Raw genomic sequence first — 18,497 nt, forward strand, 5'->3', positions numbered from 1 at the left:
AGCATTCTCGTGCAGCCCGGTCTTGCCGGCCGGGCCGCATCTTTCCGTTCTTTTGCGGGGCCGCTGATGGGTGCGCGTTTCCAGCGGACGATGATGAAGGCTCTCGGAGCCACCGATCACGTCATGACGGTGGTTTCGGCCACGAACCTCACGCCCGGTTTCCGCCGCATCCGCTTTTCCGCCCCGACCATGATCGACGGGCGCGAGACGCCGACGGCAAGCTATGTCCGCCTCTGGGCGCCCGATCCCGACGACCCGGCCAAGGTGCACCAGCGCGGCTATACACTGGTCGACCCGGACCCGGCGCGCGGCGAGGTCAGCTTCGATTTCGTGCTGCACGAGCCGATGGGGCCGGCCTCCGCCTGGGCGGCGGCGGCAAGGCCCGGCGACACGATCAACGCGTCATACTACATGTTCCACAAGTTCGAGCCGCCGGAAAATCCGGAAGGCTACCTGCTGATGGGCGATCCCGCGGCCATTCCCGCCATCAACGGCATTCTCGCCGTGCTGCCGCCGGACGCCGCCGTCGTCGTCATCCTGCAGGCCCATCTGCCGGCCGACCGGGATATTCCCGTCACCTTCCATCCGGGCGCCGAGGTGATCTGGACCGGCGAAGGCACCGGCGCGCTCGCCGCCGCCGTGCCCGCCCGCGACTGGTCGAACTGGTATGCCTGGATTGCCGCGGAAAACGCCGCGATCAAGGATTTGCGCGCGAACCTCAACCGCGTGCACGGCTTCCCGCTCGCCGACATCAAGCACGCCGCCTACTGGATCCGCGGCAAGGCGATGCGCCTGCGCAAGGAAGCGGGCGAAGAGCCGGCGGCACCCGCTCCGCCACCGCCCGCCGCGCCCCCTCGGAAGGCCGCGCCGCGCTGGCGCTCGCAGCGCGGACAGGAACTGCTCGCATCGCTGCGCTGGAAGCTGCGCGCCGCCGGCGCCCTGCAGGCCGTCATCTCGCTGACGCAGCTCGCCCCCTTGGTGCTGCTCGCCGAACTCGGCCGCCGGCTGCTGGCGGGCGATGCCAATCGGGAAACACTGACGCCGCTGATCCTGTGGGCGCTCGGCCTTTTCGGCGGTGCCGCCCTGCTCTCGACCGTGCTGATGTTCTGGCTGCATGCCGTGGATGCCCGCTTCGGCCATGAGCTGCGCCGCTCGATCGTCGCCAAGCTCGCCCGCCTGCCGCTCGGCTGGTTCACCGACCGCAATGCCGCCAGCGTGCACCAGGCGGTGCAGGAGGATGCCGGGCGATTGCATTACATGGTCACCCATGCCGTGCCCGACGTCGTCGCCGGCATCGTCACGCCGCTCGCGGTCATCATCTATCTCTTCACCGTGGATGCGGCGCTCGCCGGCCTGCTCTTCCTGCCGCTCATCGCCTTCGTCGCCCTCTTCGCCCACATGATGCGTGGCGTCGCCGACAAGCTGGTGGAATATGCCGACTGGACCAGGCGCGCCAATGCCGCGGCCAGCGCCTTCATCGAGGCCTTGCCCGTCGTGCGCGTCTTCGGCGGCGACGGCAGGGCGTTGCGCGCGGTGCTGAACGGCCAGGCGGCCTTCCTCAACGGCTGGCAGCGCCCGATGGCCGGCCGCAAGGTCGCCTCGCAGCTTGCGATCCAGCCGCCGGCCTTCCTGCTGCTCATCACGGCGGCCGGCTGCTGGCGCATCCTCTCCGGCGCCATGGCGCCCGCCGACCTCCTGCCCTTCCTCTTCCTCGGCACCGCCTTCGGCACGCAGATCACCGCCGTCATGTACGGCTTCGTGCCGATGCGCGAGGCGAAGCAGGCGGCAAGCCGCATCGGCACGCTGCTGGAGGAGCCGGAGCTCGATCGCAGCCGCTCGCTGCGCGCCCTCTCGCCGGGTCCACTCGGCCTGCGCTTCCAGAATGTCAGCTTCGGCTACCGGCCGCGCAAGCCGGTGCTCGAAGGCATCGACCTCGTGCTCGCGCCCGGCACGCTGACGGCCCTGGTCGGCCCGAGCGGCGCGGGCAAGTCCACCCTTGCCGGCCTGCCGGGCCGTTTCCACGATGTGACGGGCGGCGCGATCCAACTGATCGCGGGCGAGACGGAAATCGACATTCGCGACATCAACCCGCAGGTTCTCCAGCGCACCGTCGGCTTCGTCTTCCAGGATGTGCGCCTGATCAGGGGAACGCTCCGGGAAAACATCGCGCTCGCCCGCCCCGAGGCGAGCCAGGGCGAAATCGAGGCGGCCGCCCGCGCCGCCCATATCCACGAGCGCATCGCGCAGGCGCCGAAAGGCTATGACAGCATTCTCGGCGAGGATATCCAGCTTTCCGGCGGCGAGGCGCAGCGCCTTTCCATCGCCCGCGCGCTGATCGCCGATCCGCCGATCCTCGTGCTCGACGAGGCCACCGCCTTCGCCGATCCGGAATCCGAGCATCTGGTGCAGCAGGCACTGGGCGCACTCATCGGCAGGCGCGCGGTCCTCGTCGTCGCGCACCGGCTGCACACCGTGGTGCATGCCGACCGCATCGTCGTCATGGATCGCGGCCGCATCATGCAGCAGGGCCGCCATCCAGCGCTGATCGCCGAGCCCGGCCTCTACCGCGACCTCTGGCAGGCCGGCGAAAGGAAAGCCTCGTGATCATCTCCGCCCTTCTGCCGCCGCAAGCCCGCCCGCGCCTCGTGCCCTTTGCCGTCCTCGTCGTCGTCGCGGCCGGATTGCGCGCGACATCCGCCCTCGCCCTCGTGCCGCTGCTCGGCGCGCTGTTCTCGCCGGTTCCGCAGGATGCGCTTGCCTGGCTCGGCCTGCTTGCCGCAAGCGTCGCGGCCGGCTGGGCGCTCGAGCGCTTTCTGGTGATCCGCGCCTTCGATCTCGGCTTTGCCATGATGACGTCGATGAACGCCCGTCTCGTCGATCATCTCCTCGCCGTGCCGATCGGCTGGTTCGGCGCCACGCAACGATCGCAGGCCAAACGCGCGCTCGCCGGCGCGGTGCCGGAGCTCTTCGCAAGCTCGGTCAACCTGGCGACGCAGGCCTCCATCGCCGCCACGCTGCCCTTCGCCATCGCCATCGGCCTTTTCTTCGTCGCCTGGCCGCTCGGCCTTGCGGCGCTTGCCTCGGCACCACTGTTGCTCGGCGCCCTCCTTCTCGGCGGGCGGCTGATGCGCCGCGCCGAGGCCGATTTCGCCGCCACCTCCAGCGAGGCCGCCGAGCGCACGGAGGAATTCGCCCGCGCCCAGATCGTGCTGCGCGCCGCCGGCCGCACCGGCATGGAGGGTACGCCACTCGGAGCAGCTATCGACGCCCAGAAATCCAGTGGACTGCGCGTCCTCTGGTTCGCCCTGCCCGGCATGCTACTCTTCTCGCTCGCCATGCAGGCGACGCTCATCGCCATGGTGGCCGTCCTGGCGTTCCTCTATATGGACGGCGCCGTCGATGCCGCCCGCACCGTGGCGCTGATCGTCGTGGTCCTCCGCTTTCTTGAGCCGCTGAATACCCTCTCGGAGCTCTTCCCCGCGCTCGAATCCACACATGCCGCCGCCGGGCGAACCCTCGCCGTGCTCGACGTTCCTGCCCAGCCGGTCCCCTCACAGGACAGCACGCCCGGCACCCCGGACATCGAATTCCGCGACGTGCATTTCAACATCGACGGCACGTCGATCCTCGACGGGGTTACCTTCACCGTCCCAGCCGGCAGGATGACCGCGCTGGTCGGCCCGTCCGGTTCCGGCAAGAGCACGATCCTCACGCTGATCGCCCGCCTGCACGACGTCTCCGCCGGAGAAATCCGCGTCGCAGGCCACGACGTGCGCGCCTATGCGCCCAATACCCTGATGGACCAGCTCTCCGTCGTCTTCCAGAATGTGCAGCTCTTCGAGGGCGGCATTGCCGAGAACATCCGTCTCGCCCGCCCCGAGGCCGATGAAGCGGCGCTGCGCGCGGCGGCAGCGGCAGCCTGCGTCGACGAGATCGTCGAGCGTCTTGGCGGCTGGGACGCGCCGGTCGGCGAAGGCGGCAACAACCTTTCCGGCGGCGAGCGCCAGCGCGTCAGCATCGCCCGCGCGCTGCTCAAGAACGCGCCGATCCTGCTGCTCGACGAGGCGACGAGCGGCCTCGACACGCTGAACGAGGTCGCCGTCGCCAACGCCCTCACCCGCTTCGGCCACCACACCGCCCTCGTCGTCGCACATCGCATCGAGACCATCGCGAAGGCCGACCACATCCTCTTCGTGGAACACGGCCGCATCGTCGAGGCAGGCAGCCGAGACGACCTCATCGCCGCCGGAGGCCGCTTCGCCACCTACTGGAACAGCCGCCGCCGGGCTAGAGACTGGGCGTTCGCATAAGCGGGGCAATCTCTTCCCCCGGAAAGTGCGGCTATCCCTGCACCAGCCTGCGGGCCGTCGCGAAGAAGGCCTGGATCGCCTTGCCGTTGCGGCGGTCCTTCAGGCAGATCAGCTTCTCGTGCATCGTCAGCGGCTGGCCTTCGAGCGCGATCTTGACCAGCCTCGGATCGTTGTCGAACTCGGCTTGCGAGACCATGCCGACCCCGACGCCGGCGGCGACGATGCGCCGGACGGCTTCGCGCCCCTCGGCCTCGATGGCGCAGCGAAGGGTGATGCCCTTCGCCTCGGCGAGCTTTTCCACCATCATCCGGGTACGAGATCCCTCTTCCCGCATGACCAGCGGCCATGCACTCAACGCCTGCAGTGACAGGCTCGCATTCCCCGCCAGCGGGTGGGATCGCGCGACGAAGAGCACGACGGGCGAAACATTGAGCGACAGGACCTCGAAGGGCCGCTCGTCGGCGAGCTCCCCGAGGACGCCGATATCCACGTCATAGGCGAGCAGGTCCTCGACGATGCTGCTGGAATTGCCGCCGACGATCCTGATCTGGATGCCGGGGAACCGCTCCCGGTAGACCGTGAGCACGTCCAGCACGTGATCCACCGAATCGGCGGCGATGCGCAGCACGCCCGCCCGCAGCGAGCGTTCCTCCTGCAACACGTCGAGGGCTTCGCCTTCCGCGTCGAACAGGCGGCGCGTCGCCGCCAGCAGCCGCGTGCCCGCCGGGGTCAGCGTGAGCTGCCGGCGTTTGCGCACGAAAAGCGGAACGTCGTATTCCTCCTCGAGCCAGCGCACCTGGTCGGAAATGGCAGGCTGGGTGAGGGAGAGGTCGCGCGCCGCCTGGGAAAAGCTCCCGGCAAGGGCGACATGGTGGAAAGCCCGAAGCTGGACATAGCGCATGGTGGATGAAGGCCTTTCGTGGAGGCCGCAGTATCGATTAATTCTTCATTGCTGTCGAGAATATCGATTTTATCTGCAAACCGAACGATGCGATAGCTTTCCTGTCGCAGGCAGACGGATCGGAGATAGCGATGAAGACCACGGCATCCACGCTGGTTCACACGGAGGGCGAGGCCAATACATCCGCCGCACGCGGGGCCTGGAATGCGCGCCTCGGGGACGGACGAACGCAGGACCTCGTCTCGCGCGACGCCGCCGCCTTCCTGCACCAGAGCCTTTCGAGCCCCTGCCTCAGCGCCATCGCGAAGGCGGAAGGCATCTGGATCGAGGACACCGCCGGCCGGCGCTACATGGATTTCCACGGCAACAGCGTGCACCATATCGGCTACGGCCATCCGCGGCTGAGGCAGGCGATCAAGGAGCAGATCGACACGCTCGGCTTCGCACCGCGCCGCTTCACCTGCGAGCCGGCGGTCGAGCTGGCGGAAACGCTCGGCCGGCTGGCGCCCGGCGATCTCGGCAAGGTGCTGTTCACGACGGGCGGCTCCGACGCGATCGAGGTCGCGCTGCGGCTCGCCCGCGCCGCGACTGGCCGCTTCAAGACCCTTTCCTTCTGGGATGCCTTCCACGGCGCGGGCTTCGGCGCGTCGAGCGTCGGCGGCGAGGCGACCTTCCGCTCGGGCATTGCCGGGCCACTCCTGCCGGGGGCCGAGCATGTCGCCCCCTGGACAAGCCGGCGCTGCGCCTACGGCCAGGACGATCTCGAACGCTCCGCCAAGGCCTGCGCCAGCATGATTTCCTACGTACTTGGCCGCGAGGGCGATTTCGCCGCGCTGGTCGCCGAGCCGATGCGCGCGACGCCCAATCCGCCGGCCCCAGGCTTCTGGAAGGCGGTGCGCGAGGCCTGCGACCGGCACGGGACCTTGCTGATCTTCGATGAGATTCCGACCGGCCTCGGCAAGACCGGCCGTTTCTTCGCCTGCGAGCATGACGAGGTCGTTCCCGACATCCTTGTGCTCGGCAAGGCGCTCGGCGGCGGCGTGCTGCCGATTGCCGGCATCGTCGCCCGGCGGGACCTCGACGTGGCGGGCGATTATGCCATCGGCCACTACACCCACGAGAAAAACCCGGTGACGACCCGCGCGGCACTGACGACGATCTCCATCATCCGCGAGGAAGGGCTTGCCGAGCGGGCCGCCGAACTCGGCGCCTATGCGATGGAGCGGCTTCTCACCTTCGCGGAGCGCTGCCCCGCCATCGGCGACGTGCGCGGGCGCGGCCTGCTCTTCGGCGTCGAGCTCGTATCCGACCGCGCGGATTTCACGCCGGACAACGGGCTAGCCGAACGGGCCTATTATCGCTGCCTGGAGGCGGGGCTGAGCCTGAAGATCAGCCAGGGCAACGTCATGACGCTCTCCCCGCCCATGGTGATCGCGCGCGAGGACCTCGACCGGGCGCTGACCATCGTCGAAGCGGCGATCCTGGCAGGATGAGGAGGACGGAATGCAGCGAAGCACGGGAGAATACCCCATGAAAGCCGTCCGCACGGACCGGGAGCTCGAATGCCCCGACATCGACGCCGGCCTGCGGGCGCGCGGCGTCGACCTCGTCACCCTGCCGGCCGACATTCCGCAGGAGGAGCTGATGCGGGAGGTGGCGGAGGCCGATCTCCTCCTGATGTGCTATACGCCGATCACCGCGCCCGTCATCGCCACGGCGCGGCGGCTGAAGGGCATCGTCAAATATGGCGTCGGCATCGACGCCATCGACATACCGGCGGCCATGGCGCGGGGCATTCCCGTCGTCAACGTGCCGGATTATGCGCAGGAGACCGTGGCCGAGGCGGCCTTCGCCCTGATGATCGCCCTTGCCAGGCGCCTGCCCGAGATCGGCCGGGCGATGGAGCACGACAGCTGGCTCTGGCCGGAACCCCGCTGGCTCGGCCGCGATATCGCCGGCGCGACGGTGGGGCTGGTCGGCATGGGCAAGATCGGCCGCAGCATGGCGCGCATGGCATCTGCCGGCTTCCGGGCGCGGGTCCTCGGCTTCGATCCGCATGTCGAGGCGTCCGTCATGGCCGGCCATGGGGTGGAAAAAGCGGACGACCTGCATGCCATGCTGCGGCAATGCGATTTCGTCTCGCTGCACACCGCGCTCAGCCCTTCGACGCGCCATCTGATCGACCGCACGGCGCTTGCCTGCATGAAGCCGTCGGCAGTGCTGGTCAACGTCTCGCGCGGGGCGCTGGTCGACGAGGCGGCGCTGGTAGAAGCCGTGCTGGCCGGCCGCCTCGGCGGCGTCGGGCTGGACGTCTACGAGGAGGAGCCGCTGGCAAAGACGGGGCATATGCTGAGCCCGCTCTTCGGTCGCCCGGACGCCATCCTCCTCCCGCATCTGGCATTCTTCACCGCCGAGGCGATGCAGCGCCTCACCGACGATACGCTGGCGCGATGCTTCGAGATCCTGGACGGAAAGTCCGTCGAGATCCGCTCGCACGATCCGCGCCTGCGGGCGCAGGAGTGCAATGTCCGGTTCGCCTGAAGGGAAGGCGGGGCAGGCCGCGCCGCGCCCGAAGCCTATGCCTTGACCCGCAGGCCCTTCGGGTCGTAGGCGGCCGCCAGATGAGCGGTGACGGCGAAGCGCTCGCCGGCAAGCTCGACCTCGAACCGGCCCCCCTCCAGGAACGCCCTGTCCACGCCGCCGGAATGCTCGATGAGGGCGAGCGCGACCGAGCGGCCGAGCGTATGCCCATAGGCCGCTGAGCGGACCTCGCCGACGGGCTTGCCGTCGCGCAGGATCAGCTCGCCGCCCCATAGCATGGGCCCGGCATCGTCCACCGTGAACTGCACGATGCGGCGCGAGGGCGTTCCCCTCGCCTTCGCGGCGGCGACGGCATCGCGGCCGATGAAGCCGCCGGGCTTGTCCAGCGCGACCGCGAAGGCAAGGCCGGCCTGATAGGGATCGATATCCGGCGTCAGCTCGCGGCTCCACGCCCGGTAGCCTTTCTCCAGGCGCAGCGCCTCCAGCGCATAGTAGCCGCAATCGACGAGCCCGAGGTCCCTGCCGGCTTCCTGCAGCGCCTCGTAGACGCCGACCGCGAATTCCGTCGGCACGATCAGCTCCCAGCCGAGCTCGCCGACATAGGTCATGCGGTTGGCATAGGCCGTGGCATAGCCGATATCGATCTCGCGGATGGTGGCGAAGGGAAAACCCTCATCGGAAAGGTCGGCGGAGGTGAGCCGGCCGAGGATGTCGCGCGACTTCGGCCCCATCAGCGCCAGCACCGCATAGGCCGAGGTGACGTCGGTGAGCGTGACATGGGCATCGGCCGGGATGTTCCGGCGGATCCAGTCGGCATCGTGCACCGCCTGCGCCGAGCCGGTGACGATGAGGAAGCGGTCGGCGGCAAGGCGCATGACCGTCAGGTCGCTCTCATAGCCGCCGCGCTCGTTCAGCATGCCTGTATAGATGGAGCGGCCGATCTCGACATCGATCTCGGCGGCGCAGATGCGGTTGAGCGCCGTCGCGGCGTCGCGGCCCTGCACGATCAGCTTGGCGAAGGAGGTCTGGTTGAAGAGGCCGGCGGCCTCGCGTGTCGCCTTCATCTCGCGCCGCACCGCCGCGTGCCAGTTCTGCCTGCCGAAGGCATAGTCCGTTACCGGCGCCTCGCCGTCGGCGGCAAACCAGTTGGCGCGCTCCCAGCCCATCTTCGAGCCGAAGCAGGCGCCCCTGGCGGCCAGCCGGTCATAGAGCGGCGAGCGGCGGAAGGGCCGCGCGGTGTCCAGCTCGCGGTTCGGCCAGGGCATGGCATAGTGCAGGCCGAGCGTTTCCTTGACACGGTCGTGCAGCCAGCGCGGATTGTTGTTGAAGCTCGCAAAGCGGCGGATGTCCACCGGCCAGAGGTCCATGGTCGGCGCGCCGTTGACGATCCATTCCGCCAGCGCCCGCCCTGCCCCGCCGGCGCTCGCGATGCCCATGGAATTGAAGCCGGCGCCGACATAGAAGTTCTTCAGCTCCGGCGCCTCGCCGAGGATGAAATTGTTGTCCGGCGTGAAGCTTTCCGGGCCGTTGTAGAACTTCCTGACCTCCGAGGTCGCAAGCTGCGGCACGCGCTGCAAGGCGCTCTGCATGAGGATCTCGAACTGGTCCCAGTCGTCCGGCAGGAGCGCGAATTCGAAATCGTCGGGAATGCCCGCCATGCCCCAGGGCTTGGCCTCCGGCTCGAAGCCGCCCATGACGAGACCGCCGACCTCCTCCTTGAAATAGATGTAGCCGTCGGGATCGCGCATCACCGGAAGATCCGGATGCACGCCCTCGATGCGGCCGGTGACGATGTACATGTGTTCGGCCGAATGGAGCGGCACCGGGACGCCGCACATCAGCCCCACCTTGCGCGCCCATTGCCCGGCGCAGTTGACGACGACCTCGGCGGCGATCGCCCCGCGATCCGTCTCGACACCCGTGACGGCGCCGTTCGCGGTGGAGATGCCGGTGACGCGCACCCGCTCGACGATGCGGGCGCCGCGGCTGCGTGCGCCCTTGGCGAGCGACTGCGTGAGGTCCGTCGGATTGGCCTTGCCGTCGCCGGGCAGCCAGACGGCGCCGGCAAGATCGTCGATCGCCATGACCGGCCAGAGGTCCTGCGCCTCCTTCGGCGAGATAACCTCGATCTCTACGCCCTGCGCGCGGGCGGAGGCGGCGGTGCGCTTCAGCACGGTCATCCGGTCGGTGCTGCGGGCGACGGAAAGCGAGCCGCAGTTCTTCCAGCCGGTGGCAAGCCCCGTCTCCGCCTCCAGCTCGCTGTAGAGTTGCGTGGAGTATCTGATGAGGCTCGTCATGTTGGCGTGGCTGCGCAACTGGCCGACGAGGCCGGCGGCGTGCCAGGTGGTGCCGCCGCTGAGCTGACCCTGCTCCAGGAGGACGACGTCCCGCCAGCCGAGCTTCGTCAGGTGATAGGCCACCGAGCAGCCGATGATGCCGCCGCCGATGATGACGACCTGCGCCTGTGTTGGAAATTCCTGCGCCATGAAACGACCTCCCGAAGCCATGGAAGGCCGCACGGTACCAAAACGCCGCCAAAGAACAAGACAGAAAGTTACAAAATATTACATTTAGTCACATGGCGACGATCAGGACCGGCCCTCTCCGCTCCAGCGCCTCGGCGATGGCCTCCGGCGGGCGGCGGTCGACTATCACGCCGGCCGCCGCCTCGAAGCGCGGAATGCGCAGCGGCGTCAACCGGCCGAATTTCGAGCTGTCGAGCACGAAATAGGCCCGGTTCGCCGTTTCGGCCATGCGCGAGCGCTGTTCCGCGCCGCTGCGGGTAAAGTCCGTCACCTCGCCGTCCGGCGACAGGCCACCGCCGCCGAGGAAGGCGACGTCGACCCGGAAATGCGCGATCGCCTCCAGCGCGTCGATGCCGACCGAGGCCTCCTCGTCCGGGTCGATCTCGCCGCCGAGCATGTGCACCCGCACCTGCGGCTGCCGGCACATCAGAAGCGCGACGGAGAGCGAAGTGGTGCAGATCGTGAGGTTTTTCCGCTCGGAAAGGGCCTGCGCCACCGCGAGCGTCGTCGTGCCGGAATCGAGGAAGACGACCATGCCGTCGCGCACCAGGCCGGCGGCGGCGCGGCCTATCGCCGCCTTGGCGTCGGCATTCTCCTCGCGCCGCTCGGTGAAGGCCGCCTCGGTCGCCTCGAACAGCGTCGCCCCACCATGCACGAGGTCGAGCTGGCCGCGCTCGGCGAGAAGCTTCAGGTCGCGGCGGATCGTCTGCCGCGACACGTCGAAGAAAGCGGCAAGCTCGGTGATGCTCACCGTGCCGTCCGCCGCAAGGCGGCGCAGGATTTCGCCATGGCGGCGGGGCGCGAGGGCGCGGGTGTTCTGGGAACCGGACATGGCGATATCTGCGATCATTTTTGTCGCTTTGACAAGCCGGGCGCGACATTTGCCGCCCAAGCCCGCCCGTTTGGGCGATGGACGGTGTCATCCTAGGCAATCCTACCGAAACATACGACTAAAATGTCTTTTTATGTTGCATTATGTAATTATTCTTCCCATTCTGTTGTCATGGTTTTCCACGACCGGGAGGGGACAATGCAACAGGCACGCATGGACGGCAGCCGTTTCATCTTCTGCCTCATCGACGGCTTCGCGCTGCATGCCTTCTCCGCGGCGCTCGACGCCCTGCGCATCGCCAACGAGGTCGCCGGCCGCCCGGTCTACGAATGGCAGGTCGTGACGGCGCATGGCCGGCCGGCGGGTTCCGCCTGCGGCATGCGCGTCGCCGCCGACCATTCCCTTGCCGAGGCGCGCGAATGGCTCTGCCGGCCGGGGATGGCGCCGCGCTTCGCCGTCGTGTGCGGCGGCAGCGCGATCCCCGCGTCCGACCGGCCGCTGGAGGCGTGGCTGCGGCTTTGCCGGCGCAGCCGGATCCCGCTGGCCGGCCTTGCCGGCGGGCTCTATCCGCTCGCCCGCGCCGGGCTTCTCGACGGGCGGCGCTGCGCCGTGCACTGGGCGCATTTCCCGGATTTCTCCGAGCGCTTCCCTGCCGCGAAGGCCCGCCAGACGACATTCGAGATCGACGCCGATCTCCATACCTGCGCGGGCGGCAATGCGTCCTTCGACATGTTTCTTGAGGTCATCGAGCGGGACCTCGGCAAGGATGTCGCCAACCGCATCTGCGAGATGGCACTCTGCGGGCAATTGCGGGAAGCCGGCGAACGCCAGCGCCTGCCGCTGCAGGCCCGCCTCGGCATCGACAATGCCCTCCTGATCCGCATCATCCAGCAGATGGAGGCCAACCTTTCCGAACCGCTGCGGCTCGCCGACATGCCGCCGGCAAGCGGGCTTTCGCGCCGCCAGATGGAGCGCCTCTTCCGCCGCGAGATGGGCCGCACCCCGGCGCGCTACTATCTCGACCTGCGGCTGGAGCGGGCGCATCTGCTGCTCGCCACCTCTTCGCTGCCCGTCATCGAGATCGCCATGGCCTGCGGCTTTTCCACCGCCTCCCACTTCTCCCGCACCTATCGCGAGCGTTACGGCTGCACGCCGCAGGGAACGCGCCTTGCCGAAGCCGAGCGGCGGTCCCTTTCCGAGAGCCGCCGCGACGACGAGCGGCACGTCGCCTGAGACAAGCCCCAAAGGAAAGGCCCCTCTTCCGCGATGGAGAGGGGCCTTCTTCATGCATCCTTCGACGCTTTCGTCAGCGCCATGCCTGGGTCCGCGCAAGCAGGCCGCGAGAGATCAGCGCGTGGATGAGCTTGGCGGCGACATTGGTGTAGAAGATCATCATGCCCATGGCGGCCGCCGGGGCGATATCGCCGGCATCGTCCATGTTGAGCACGGCGACCGAGGCGAGCTTGGTGTTGGTGGAATACAGGAAGACCACCGCCGAGACCGTCGTCATCGCATTGACGAAGAGATAGATCGCGATGTTGAGGATCGCCGGCAGGCAGACCGGCACCGTAACCCGGAAGAACAGCCGGTGGAAAGGCTGCTTCAGCGAGGCGGCGACGGATTCGAATTCCGGGTCCATCTGCTTGAGGGCCGTCAGCGCCGTCAGGTGCGCGACGGTATAGAAGTGCGTCACCGTGGAGACGACGAGGATCGCCATCGTGCCGTAGATGGGATGGAGCGGATTGGCCGGATTGTTGAAGAAGAAGATATAGGCAAGACCGAGCACCATGCCCGGCACCGCCATGGGCATCATCGCCAGGAAATGGAAGAGGCCGCGGCCGACGCGGAAGCCGTCCGCCTTCTCCACCATATAGGCACCGGCGAAGACGACGAGCGAGCCGAACAGCGCCGTCAGCAAAGCCAGCTTGATCGAGTTGCCATAGGCTTCCCAGCCGCCGCCGTCCATCAGGTCGAAGGCGAAGTTCTTCGTCGTCAGCGTCAGGTCGTAGGGCCAGAATTTCACGAGGGCGGCGATCTGGCACATGGCGATCATGCCGAGGATGAAGAGGCCGACGAGGCAGGCGAAGGCAAAGCAGATCGCGTCCGTGCGGGCATTCGGCTTCGGCGCATAGGGCACGGCGCGGGCCGACAGCAGCGCCACCTGCCTTTTCTGCATGCGCCGGTCGACGGCGAAGGCGAGGATGGCCGGCACGAGGAGGATGACGGAGACGACCGCGCCCATCTCGAAATTCTGCTGGCCGATCACCTGCTTGTAGATATCGACGGCGAGCATGCCATATTGTCCGCCGATCACCTTGGGCAGGCCGAAATCGGTGATGACCAGCGTGAAGACGACGAAGGCGGCCGAGACGAGGCCGAAGCGCGCGCCCGGCACCGTGACGGTGGTGAAGGTGCGCCACTTGCTGGCCTTCAGCGAGGCGGCGGCCTCGTAGTGGCGCGCATCGGCCACGGAAAGCGCCGTCAGGATGATCAGGAAGGCATGCGGCAGGGTGAAGAAGACCGAGCCGATGACGATGCCGATCGGACCGTAGATGGAATAGCCCATCAGCCAGTCCTTGAAGACGCCCTGGTTGCCGAAGAGATAGACGAGCGCGATGCCGGGCAGCAGCGAGGGCACGAGGATCGGGATCGTCAGGACGCCGCGGAAGAGCCCCTTCAGCGGCATGCAGCTCCGCGTCAGCCCGTAGGCGAGCGCGAAGGCGATGGCGACGGTGAAGACCGTGCTGATGGCCGCCATCAGCACGGAATTGTAGATCGACTGGGCGAGCGCCGGCGTCGAGAAATAGGCCGCGAAGTTATCGAGGCCGAGGCTGCGCGCCGGGCGCAGCACGATGCGGCGGAAGGTGCCGGAATCGTAGTCGCGCCATTCGGTGCCCTTTTCCAGCGTCGAGCCGACGAGGAAGGCCGCATCGGCGGTCGTGCCGCGGATGCGGTAGTGCACGGGGCTGCGGAACTTGAATTCGGGGAAGAACTTCGTCGCCGCCAGCCGCCCGTCGGAATTGCTGGAAAGCTCGCTTTCCGGCACCGCGCCGAGCGTCTCGTTCAACTGCGCGGCGCTGACGACCGGCCCCCAGTTGGCGCCCGTCTCGTCGCTGACCTGGAACTCGAAGGCCGCAAGGTCGAAGCGATAGGTCGACAGCGACTTCGACAGCATGACGAAAAGCGGCGCGCCGAGCGCGACGATCAGGTAGAGGCCGATGACGGCCATGAAGCCGAGCTTGATGCGGTCGTCGCGGGAGGATTGCTGCCGCAGCCGCTTGCCGGCGAGCGGCAGATGGGGCGTTTCGAGGGCGAGGCTCATCGTCATGCGCTCCTCGGATAGAGCAGCAGGCGCTCGCGCGGGATCTCCACCTGGATGACGCCGCCCGTCTCGATGCTGAGGCGCCGCACGGCATTGACCGAGAAGTCGGCGACGAGCGTGCGCTCGCCGAGCCGCGGCGCGGTCAGCCGCGTGCGCCAGAACATGCCGAGGAATTCCATTTCCCGGACCTCGGCGTCGATCAGGTTCTGCGGCGTCGAGGGCCGGTCGACGGCGTTGACCGCATGCGCGTCGGCGCCGTGCGGGATGATGTCGACGGGGCGCACGACGGCGGTCGCGGTCGCGCCGGCGGCGAAATCGCCCGTCGGGCAGCGGAAGGCGGAATGGCCGATCTCGACCTCGCCATCCGCGGCGACCTTCGCCGGGAACTGGTTGGTCTCGCCGATGAAGTCGGCGACGAAGAGGGTTTCGGGATGGCGATAGATCTCGGTGGGCGAGCCGACCTGCTCGATGACGCCGTGGTTCATCACCACGATGCGGTCGGCCATGGCGAGCGCCTCCTCCTGGTCGTGCGTCACCATGATCGTAGTGACGCCGAGCTTGCGCTGCAGCGCCTTGATCTCATGGCGAAGATGCACGCGCACCTTGGCGTCGAGCGCCGAAAGCGGCTCGTCGAGCAGGAGAAGGCCCGGCGAGATGGCGATGGCGCGGGCAAGCGCGATGCGCTGCTGCTGGCCGCCGGAAAGCTGGGCGGGGTACTTCTTGCCATGCGCGGACAGGCCGACCGTTTCCAGAAGCTCGGCGACCCGCGCGGCGACCTCCGCCTTGGGCCGGCCGGTGTTCTCCAAGCCGAAGGCGATGTTCTGCTCGATGGTGAGGTTCGGGAAGAGCGCGTAGGACTGGAAGACGATGCCGTAGTCGCGGCTGGAGGCCGGCAGGGTGGAGATGTCGCGGCCGCCCTGGAGGATGATGCCCCTGGTCTGGAGGTCGAGGCCGGCGATGGCCCTGAGCAGGGTCGTCTTGCCGCAGCCGGAGGGACCGAGGAAACAGATGAACTCGCCCTTCGCGATGCTCAGCGAGATGTCGCGCAGCGCGACGAAATCGCCATAAGCCTTCCACAGATCCGTTATCTCCAGATAAGGGGCCGGCTGGTCCGCCGCGCGTTCGGCAGCCCGGGACGGGCTGGTGGGCGTCGGTTCGATCGACAGGGCATGTCTCATCGGCAAGCTCCGCTGGCTTCAAGGATTTGAGGAGAACGGGATGGGCGGAGCGCGACGGCGCTCCGCCCGGCCGAGCGGTGTCAGCTCTTCGGCTCCGACTTGGCGTCGTAGCGCTTCTGCCATTCCTTCAGGATCGCGTTGCGATTGTTGGCGGCCCATTCGAAGTCGTTGTCGATCATCTTGGAGGAGATATCCGCCGGCAGGTGCTCGACCTGCTTTGCGACGCCCGGATAGGCGACCACGGCATAGCCGACATTGTACATCTCGTTGGCTTCCTTCGTGATCGACCAGTCGACCAGCGTCTTGGCGGCTTCGAGGTTCGGCGTGCCGGCGATGATGGCCGTCGCCTCGGCTTCCCAGCCCGAGCCCTCCGAGGGGAAGATGATGTCGATGGGCGCGCCGGCGCTCTTGGCCTTGGCGCCGGGGAATTCGAAGGAGACGCCGATCACCGCCTCGCCGGCGCCCGCCATCTTGCAGGGCTTGGAGCCGGAATGGGTGTAGGCGGAGATGTTCTCGTGCAGCTTGTCCATGAAGCTCCACGCCTTCTCCTCACCCCACATCTGCATCCAGCCGGAAACGTCGAGGAAACCGGTGCCCGAGGAAGCCGGGTTCGGCATCACGATATGGCCCTTATATTCCGGCTTGGTGAGGTCTTCCCAGCTCGTCGGCGGCGTCAGGCCGAGCTTCTCGCCTTCTACCGTATTGTAGCAGAGCGCGGCGACATAGGCGTCCATGCCGACCCAGCTCGGCGGGGTGTCCTTGTCGACGAATTTCTTGTCGAGCGCCTCGACGTCCTTCGGCTGGTAGGGCTCCAGCATGCCCTCGGTCTTGAGGAGGAGCAGCGAGGTGGCGGCCACGCCCCAGACGACGTCGGCCTGCGGGTTATCCTTCTCGGCGAGCAGCTTGGCCGTCATGACGCCGGTGGAATCGCGCACCCAGTTGATCTTGATGTCGGGATTGGCCTTCTCGAAGGTCTCCTTGTAGCGGTCGAGGTCGACGGCCTCAACGGCGGTATAGACCGTCAGCGCGGTCTCGGCGGATGCAATGGTCGGAAGCACGGCGGACATGGCGCCGGCAAGCATAAAAAGCATGCGTCTGTTCATGATTGAAATCCTCTCTGGAGACCTGGAAAAAACCCGGGAAGCGCGGCGGGCGATCTGTCGTCACCCTTGGTTACGGTCGGCTTCACGAGGCATTCTGGCAGGGGTTTTCAGTAAGTAAAATTTATTATTCTTATCGTTCGGAAAATAAAAACGATGGAAAAGACCCTGTCGAAGACCATAAAAAAGGGAGCCGCGCGAAGCGGCTCCCAGCAAAAGGTGATCCCGCAGGGGCTGGCCCGGATCACCACGGCAGGGAGAAGGTCTTCACGTTCGTGAAGCTCTTCATCGCCTCGATGACGCCTTCCTTGTAGCCGTTGCCCGAATCCTTGATGCCGCCGAAGGGGCTCATCTCGATGCGGTAGCCCGGCACTTCCCAGATGTTCACCGTCCCGACCTTCAGGCCCGCGATGTATTTCTGCATGCGGCGGAAATCGTTGGTGCAGACGCCGGAGGAAAGGCCGAAGGCGGTGGAATTGGAAAGCGCGATCAGCGCGTCGTCGTCGTCGGGCGCGCGCACGATCGGGATGATCGGCGCGAAGGTCTCTTCCATGACCAGCTCGCTTGCATGGGAAACCCGGTCGACGACGATCGGCGGCAGCAGCGCGCCCCTGCGGCCGGGATCGTAGAGCACCTCGGCCCCCTCCTCCGCCGCCTTGTGCACGCGGCGCTCGAAGACCTCCGCCGCCCTGGCGTGGACGACCGTGCCTAGGTCCGTCGTGCGGTCCATGGGGTCGCCGAACCGCAGCTTCTTCGCCCGCTCCAGCACCAGCGGCACGAAGCGGTCGGCGACGCGTTCCTGGCAGAGGATGCGCTTGACGGCCGTGCAGCGCTGGCCGGAATTCTTCGTCGCGCCCGCCACCGCCAGGTCCGCCGCCCGGGCGAGATCGTCGTCCGAAAGATCGTTGAGGATGATCAGCGGGTCGTTGCCGCCGAGTTCCAGCACCTGGCGCTTGTATTGGGCATGGGCGGCGATCAGCTTTCCGACCGGCACGGAGCCGGTGAAGGTGATGAGATCGAAATCCGGATTGGTGATCATCTCCATGCCGATGTCCCCGGGCCAGCCGGTGACGACGGAGAGCATTTCCGGCGGCAGGCCGGCCTCGTAGAGGATGTCGGCGAAGACGAGCGCCGTCATCGGCGTCAGCTCCGTCGGCTTCAGCACGACGCAATTGTTCGTCGCGACCGCCGGGGCGACCTTGTGCGCCACCATGTTGAGCGGGTGGTTGAAGGGCGTGATCGCCGAGATGGCGGTCAGCGGCTCGCGGGTGGTGAAGATCTTGCGCGCCTTGCCGTGCGGAGTGAGGTCGCAGGAGAAGATCTCCCCGTCGTCATGGATGCACATCTGGCCCGAGAGCGTCAGCACGTCGAAGGCACGGCCCACTTCGTAGAGCGAGTCCTGCTTGGAGATGCCGAGCTCCAGCGTGATGAGGTCGGAGACCTCCTCCTTGCGGGCGACCAGAAGCTCGGCCGCCTTGAGGAGGATGCGCTGGCGCTCGTAGCGCGTCAGCTTCGGCTGGTAGGCCGCGGCGATCTCGAAGGCCTTTCTTGCATGCTCGGCATGGCCCGCCGGAACGGTGCCGATGACGGCGTCGTTCCAGGGATAGTGCACCTCGATCCGCCCTTCGGTATCGACCGCCTTGCCGGCGATCCGCATGGGCTCGTGGCGGATCGCGAACGTCGTTTCCACTTTCGTCATGACTTTCTCCTCGGAGCGCGTCCGCTTCTCCTCTTGCGGCAACGCTCTATGTCCTTGGATCCGGAGCGGCTGCGGCCGGACGGTTCCGC

At 67.3% G+C, this 18,497-nt stretch carries 12 protein-coding genes; 5 read left to right on the plus strand and 7 right to left on the minus strand.

From position 1 onward, the window contains the following. The first annotated feature begins 66 nt into the window (after positions 1-66). Together ACZ1A1_RS10595 and ACZ1A1_RS10600 are read left to right on the plus strand one after the other, a co-directional pair. A complete protein-coding gene (locus tag ACZ1A1_RS10595) occupies positions 67-2,604 on the plus strand; it encodes an ABC transporter ATP-binding protein/permease (RefSeq protein WP_463619889.1) in 2,538 nt (845 codons plus the stop codon). Next, complete coding sequence (locus ACZ1A1_RS10600; protein WP_463619890.1) at positions 2,601-4,310, plus strand: ABC transporter ATP-binding protein; 1,710 nt, start codon at positions 2,601-2,603, stop codon at positions 4,308-4,310. Before ACZ1A1_RS10595 ends, ACZ1A1_RS10600 begins: the two co-directional genes overlap by 4 nt. Before the next feature lie 31 nt (positions 4,311-4,341). On the opposite strand, the gene ACZ1A1_RS10605 is transcribed toward ACZ1A1_RS10600, so the two are convergent. Continuing rightward, positions 4,342-5,211, minus strand: coding sequence for a LysR substrate-binding domain-containing protein (locus tag ACZ1A1_RS10605; protein WP_463619891.1), 870 nt, complete (start codon positions 5,209-5,211; stop codon positions 4,342-4,344). A 131-nt stretch (positions 5,212-5,342) separates the two neighbouring features. On the opposite strand from ACZ1A1_RS10605, the gene pbfA reads away from it, so the two are divergent. Together pbfA and ACZ1A1_RS10615 are read left to right on the plus strand one after the other, a co-directional pair. Next, on the plus strand, positions 5,343-6,704 hold the full coding sequence (pbfA, locus tag ACZ1A1_RS10610; protein ID WP_463619892.1) for a (R)-1-hydroxy-2-aminoethylphosphonate ammonia-lyase: 1,362 nt from the start codon (positions 5,343-5,345) through the stop codon (positions 6,702-6,704). 37 nt (positions 6,705-6,741) lie between these two features. Further along, complete coding sequence (locus tag ACZ1A1_RS10615; RefSeq protein WP_463619893.1) at positions 6,742-7,752, plus strand: 2-hydroxyacid dehydrogenase; 1,011 nt, start codon at positions 6,742-6,744, stop codon at positions 7,750-7,752. Positions 7,753-7,787: 35 nt separating this feature from the next. On the opposite strand, the gene ACZ1A1_RS10620 is transcribed toward ACZ1A1_RS10615, so the two are convergent. Together ACZ1A1_RS10620 and ACZ1A1_RS10625 are read right to left on the minus strand one after the other, a co-directional pair. Next, entirely contained in the window at positions 7,788-10,238 is a 2,451-nt protein-coding gene (locus ACZ1A1_RS10620; RefSeq protein WP_463619894.1) for a GcvT family protein, read from the minus strand. An 88-nt stretch (positions 10,239-10,326) separates the two neighbouring features. Further along, positions 10,327-11,109, minus strand: a complete 783-nt coding sequence (locus ACZ1A1_RS10625) for a DeoR/GlpR family DNA-binding transcription regulator (protein WP_463620108.1) — start codon at positions 11,107-11,109, stop codon at positions 10,327-10,329. Between the two features lie 198 nt (positions 11,110-11,307). Here ACZ1A1_RS10625 and ACZ1A1_RS10630 point away from each other — a divergent pair, with 198 nt between their 5' ends. Beyond that, on the plus strand, positions 11,308-12,342 hold the full coding sequence (locus ACZ1A1_RS10630) for a GlxA family transcriptional regulator (RefSeq protein WP_463619895.1): 1,035 nt from the start codon (positions 11,308-11,310) through the stop codon (positions 12,340-12,342). Positions 12,343-12,415: 73 nt separating this feature from the next. Here ACZ1A1_RS10630 and ACZ1A1_RS10635 read toward each other — a convergent pair whose 3' ends face one another. The 4 genes from ACZ1A1_RS10635 to phnY all read right to left on the minus strand — a co-directional run bounded on the left by ACZ1A1_RS10635 (position 12,416) and on the right by phnY (position 18,408). Beyond that, positions 12,416-14,431: a putative 2-aminoethylphosphonate ABC transporter permease subunit gene (locus ACZ1A1_RS10635; protein ID WP_463620109.1), complete on the minus strand. Its 2,016-nt coding sequence runs from the start codon at positions 14,429-14,431 to the stop codon at positions 12,416-12,418. Between the two features lie 2 nt (positions 14,432-14,433). After that, entirely contained in the window at positions 14,434-15,609 is a 1,176-nt protein-coding gene (locus ACZ1A1_RS10640) for a putative 2-aminoethylphosphonate ABC transporter ATP-binding protein (RefSeq protein WP_463619896.1), read from the minus strand. A gap of 80 nt (positions 15,610-15,689) precedes the next feature. Then, entirely contained in the window at positions 15,690-16,712 is a 1,023-nt protein-coding gene (locus tag ACZ1A1_RS10645) for a putative 2-aminoethylphosphonate ABC transporter substrate-binding protein (protein ID WP_409529969.1), read from the minus strand. A 241-nt stretch (positions 16,713-16,953) separates the two neighbouring features. Beyond that, complete coding sequence (gene phnY, locus ACZ1A1_RS10650) at positions 16,954-18,408, minus strand: phosphonoacetaldehyde dehydrogenase (RefSeq protein ID WP_463619897.1); 1,455 nt, start codon at positions 18,406-18,408, stop codon at positions 16,954-16,956. Positions 18,409-18,497 lie beyond the last annotated feature (89 nt).

Source organism: Shinella sp. R2-11 (assembly GCF_055330205.1).

Coding starts and splice junctions, on each gene's coding strand:
- pbfA (WP_463619892.1), top strand. CDS start 5,343: ATGAAGACCACGGCATCCACGCTGGTTCACACGGAGGGCGAGGCCAAT.
- ACZ1A1_RS10645 (WP_409529969.1), bottom strand. CDS start 16,712: ATGAACAGACGCATGCTTTTTATGCTTGCCGGCGCCATGTCCGCCGTG.
- ACZ1A1_RS10625 (WP_463620108.1), bottom strand. CDS start 11,109: ATGTCCGGTTCCCAGAACACCCGCGCCCTCGCGCCCCGCCGCCATGGC.
- ACZ1A1_RS10640 (WP_463619896.1), bottom strand. CDS start 15,609: ATGAGACATGCCCTGTCGATCGAACCGACGCCCACCAGCCCGTCCCGG.
- ACZ1A1_RS10630 (WP_463619895.1), top strand. CDS start 11,308: ATGCAACAGGCACGCATGGACGGCAGCCGTTTCATCTTCTGCCTCATC.
- ACZ1A1_RS10615 (WP_463619893.1), top strand. CDS start 6,742: ATGAAAGCCGTCCGCACGGACCGGGAGCTCGAATGCCCCGACATCGAC.
- ACZ1A1_RS10605 (WP_463619891.1), bottom strand. CDS start 5,211: ATGCGCTATGTCCAGCTTCGGGCTTTCCACCATGTCGCCCTTGCCGGG.
- ACZ1A1_RS10635 (WP_463620109.1), bottom strand. CDS start 14,431: ATGAGCCTCGCCCTCGAAACGCCCCATCTGCCGCTCGCCGGCAAGCGG.
- ACZ1A1_RS10620 (WP_463619894.1), bottom strand. CDS start 10,238: ATGGCGCAGGAATTTCCAACACAGGCGCAGGTCGTCATCATCGGCGGC.
- ACZ1A1_RS10595 (WP_463619889.1), top strand. CDS start 67: ATGGGTGCGCGTTTCCAGCGGACGATGATGAAGGCTCTCGGAGCCACC.
- phnY (WP_463619897.1), bottom strand. CDS start 18,408: ATGACGAAAGTGGAAACGACGTTCGCGATCCGCCACGAGCCCATGCGG.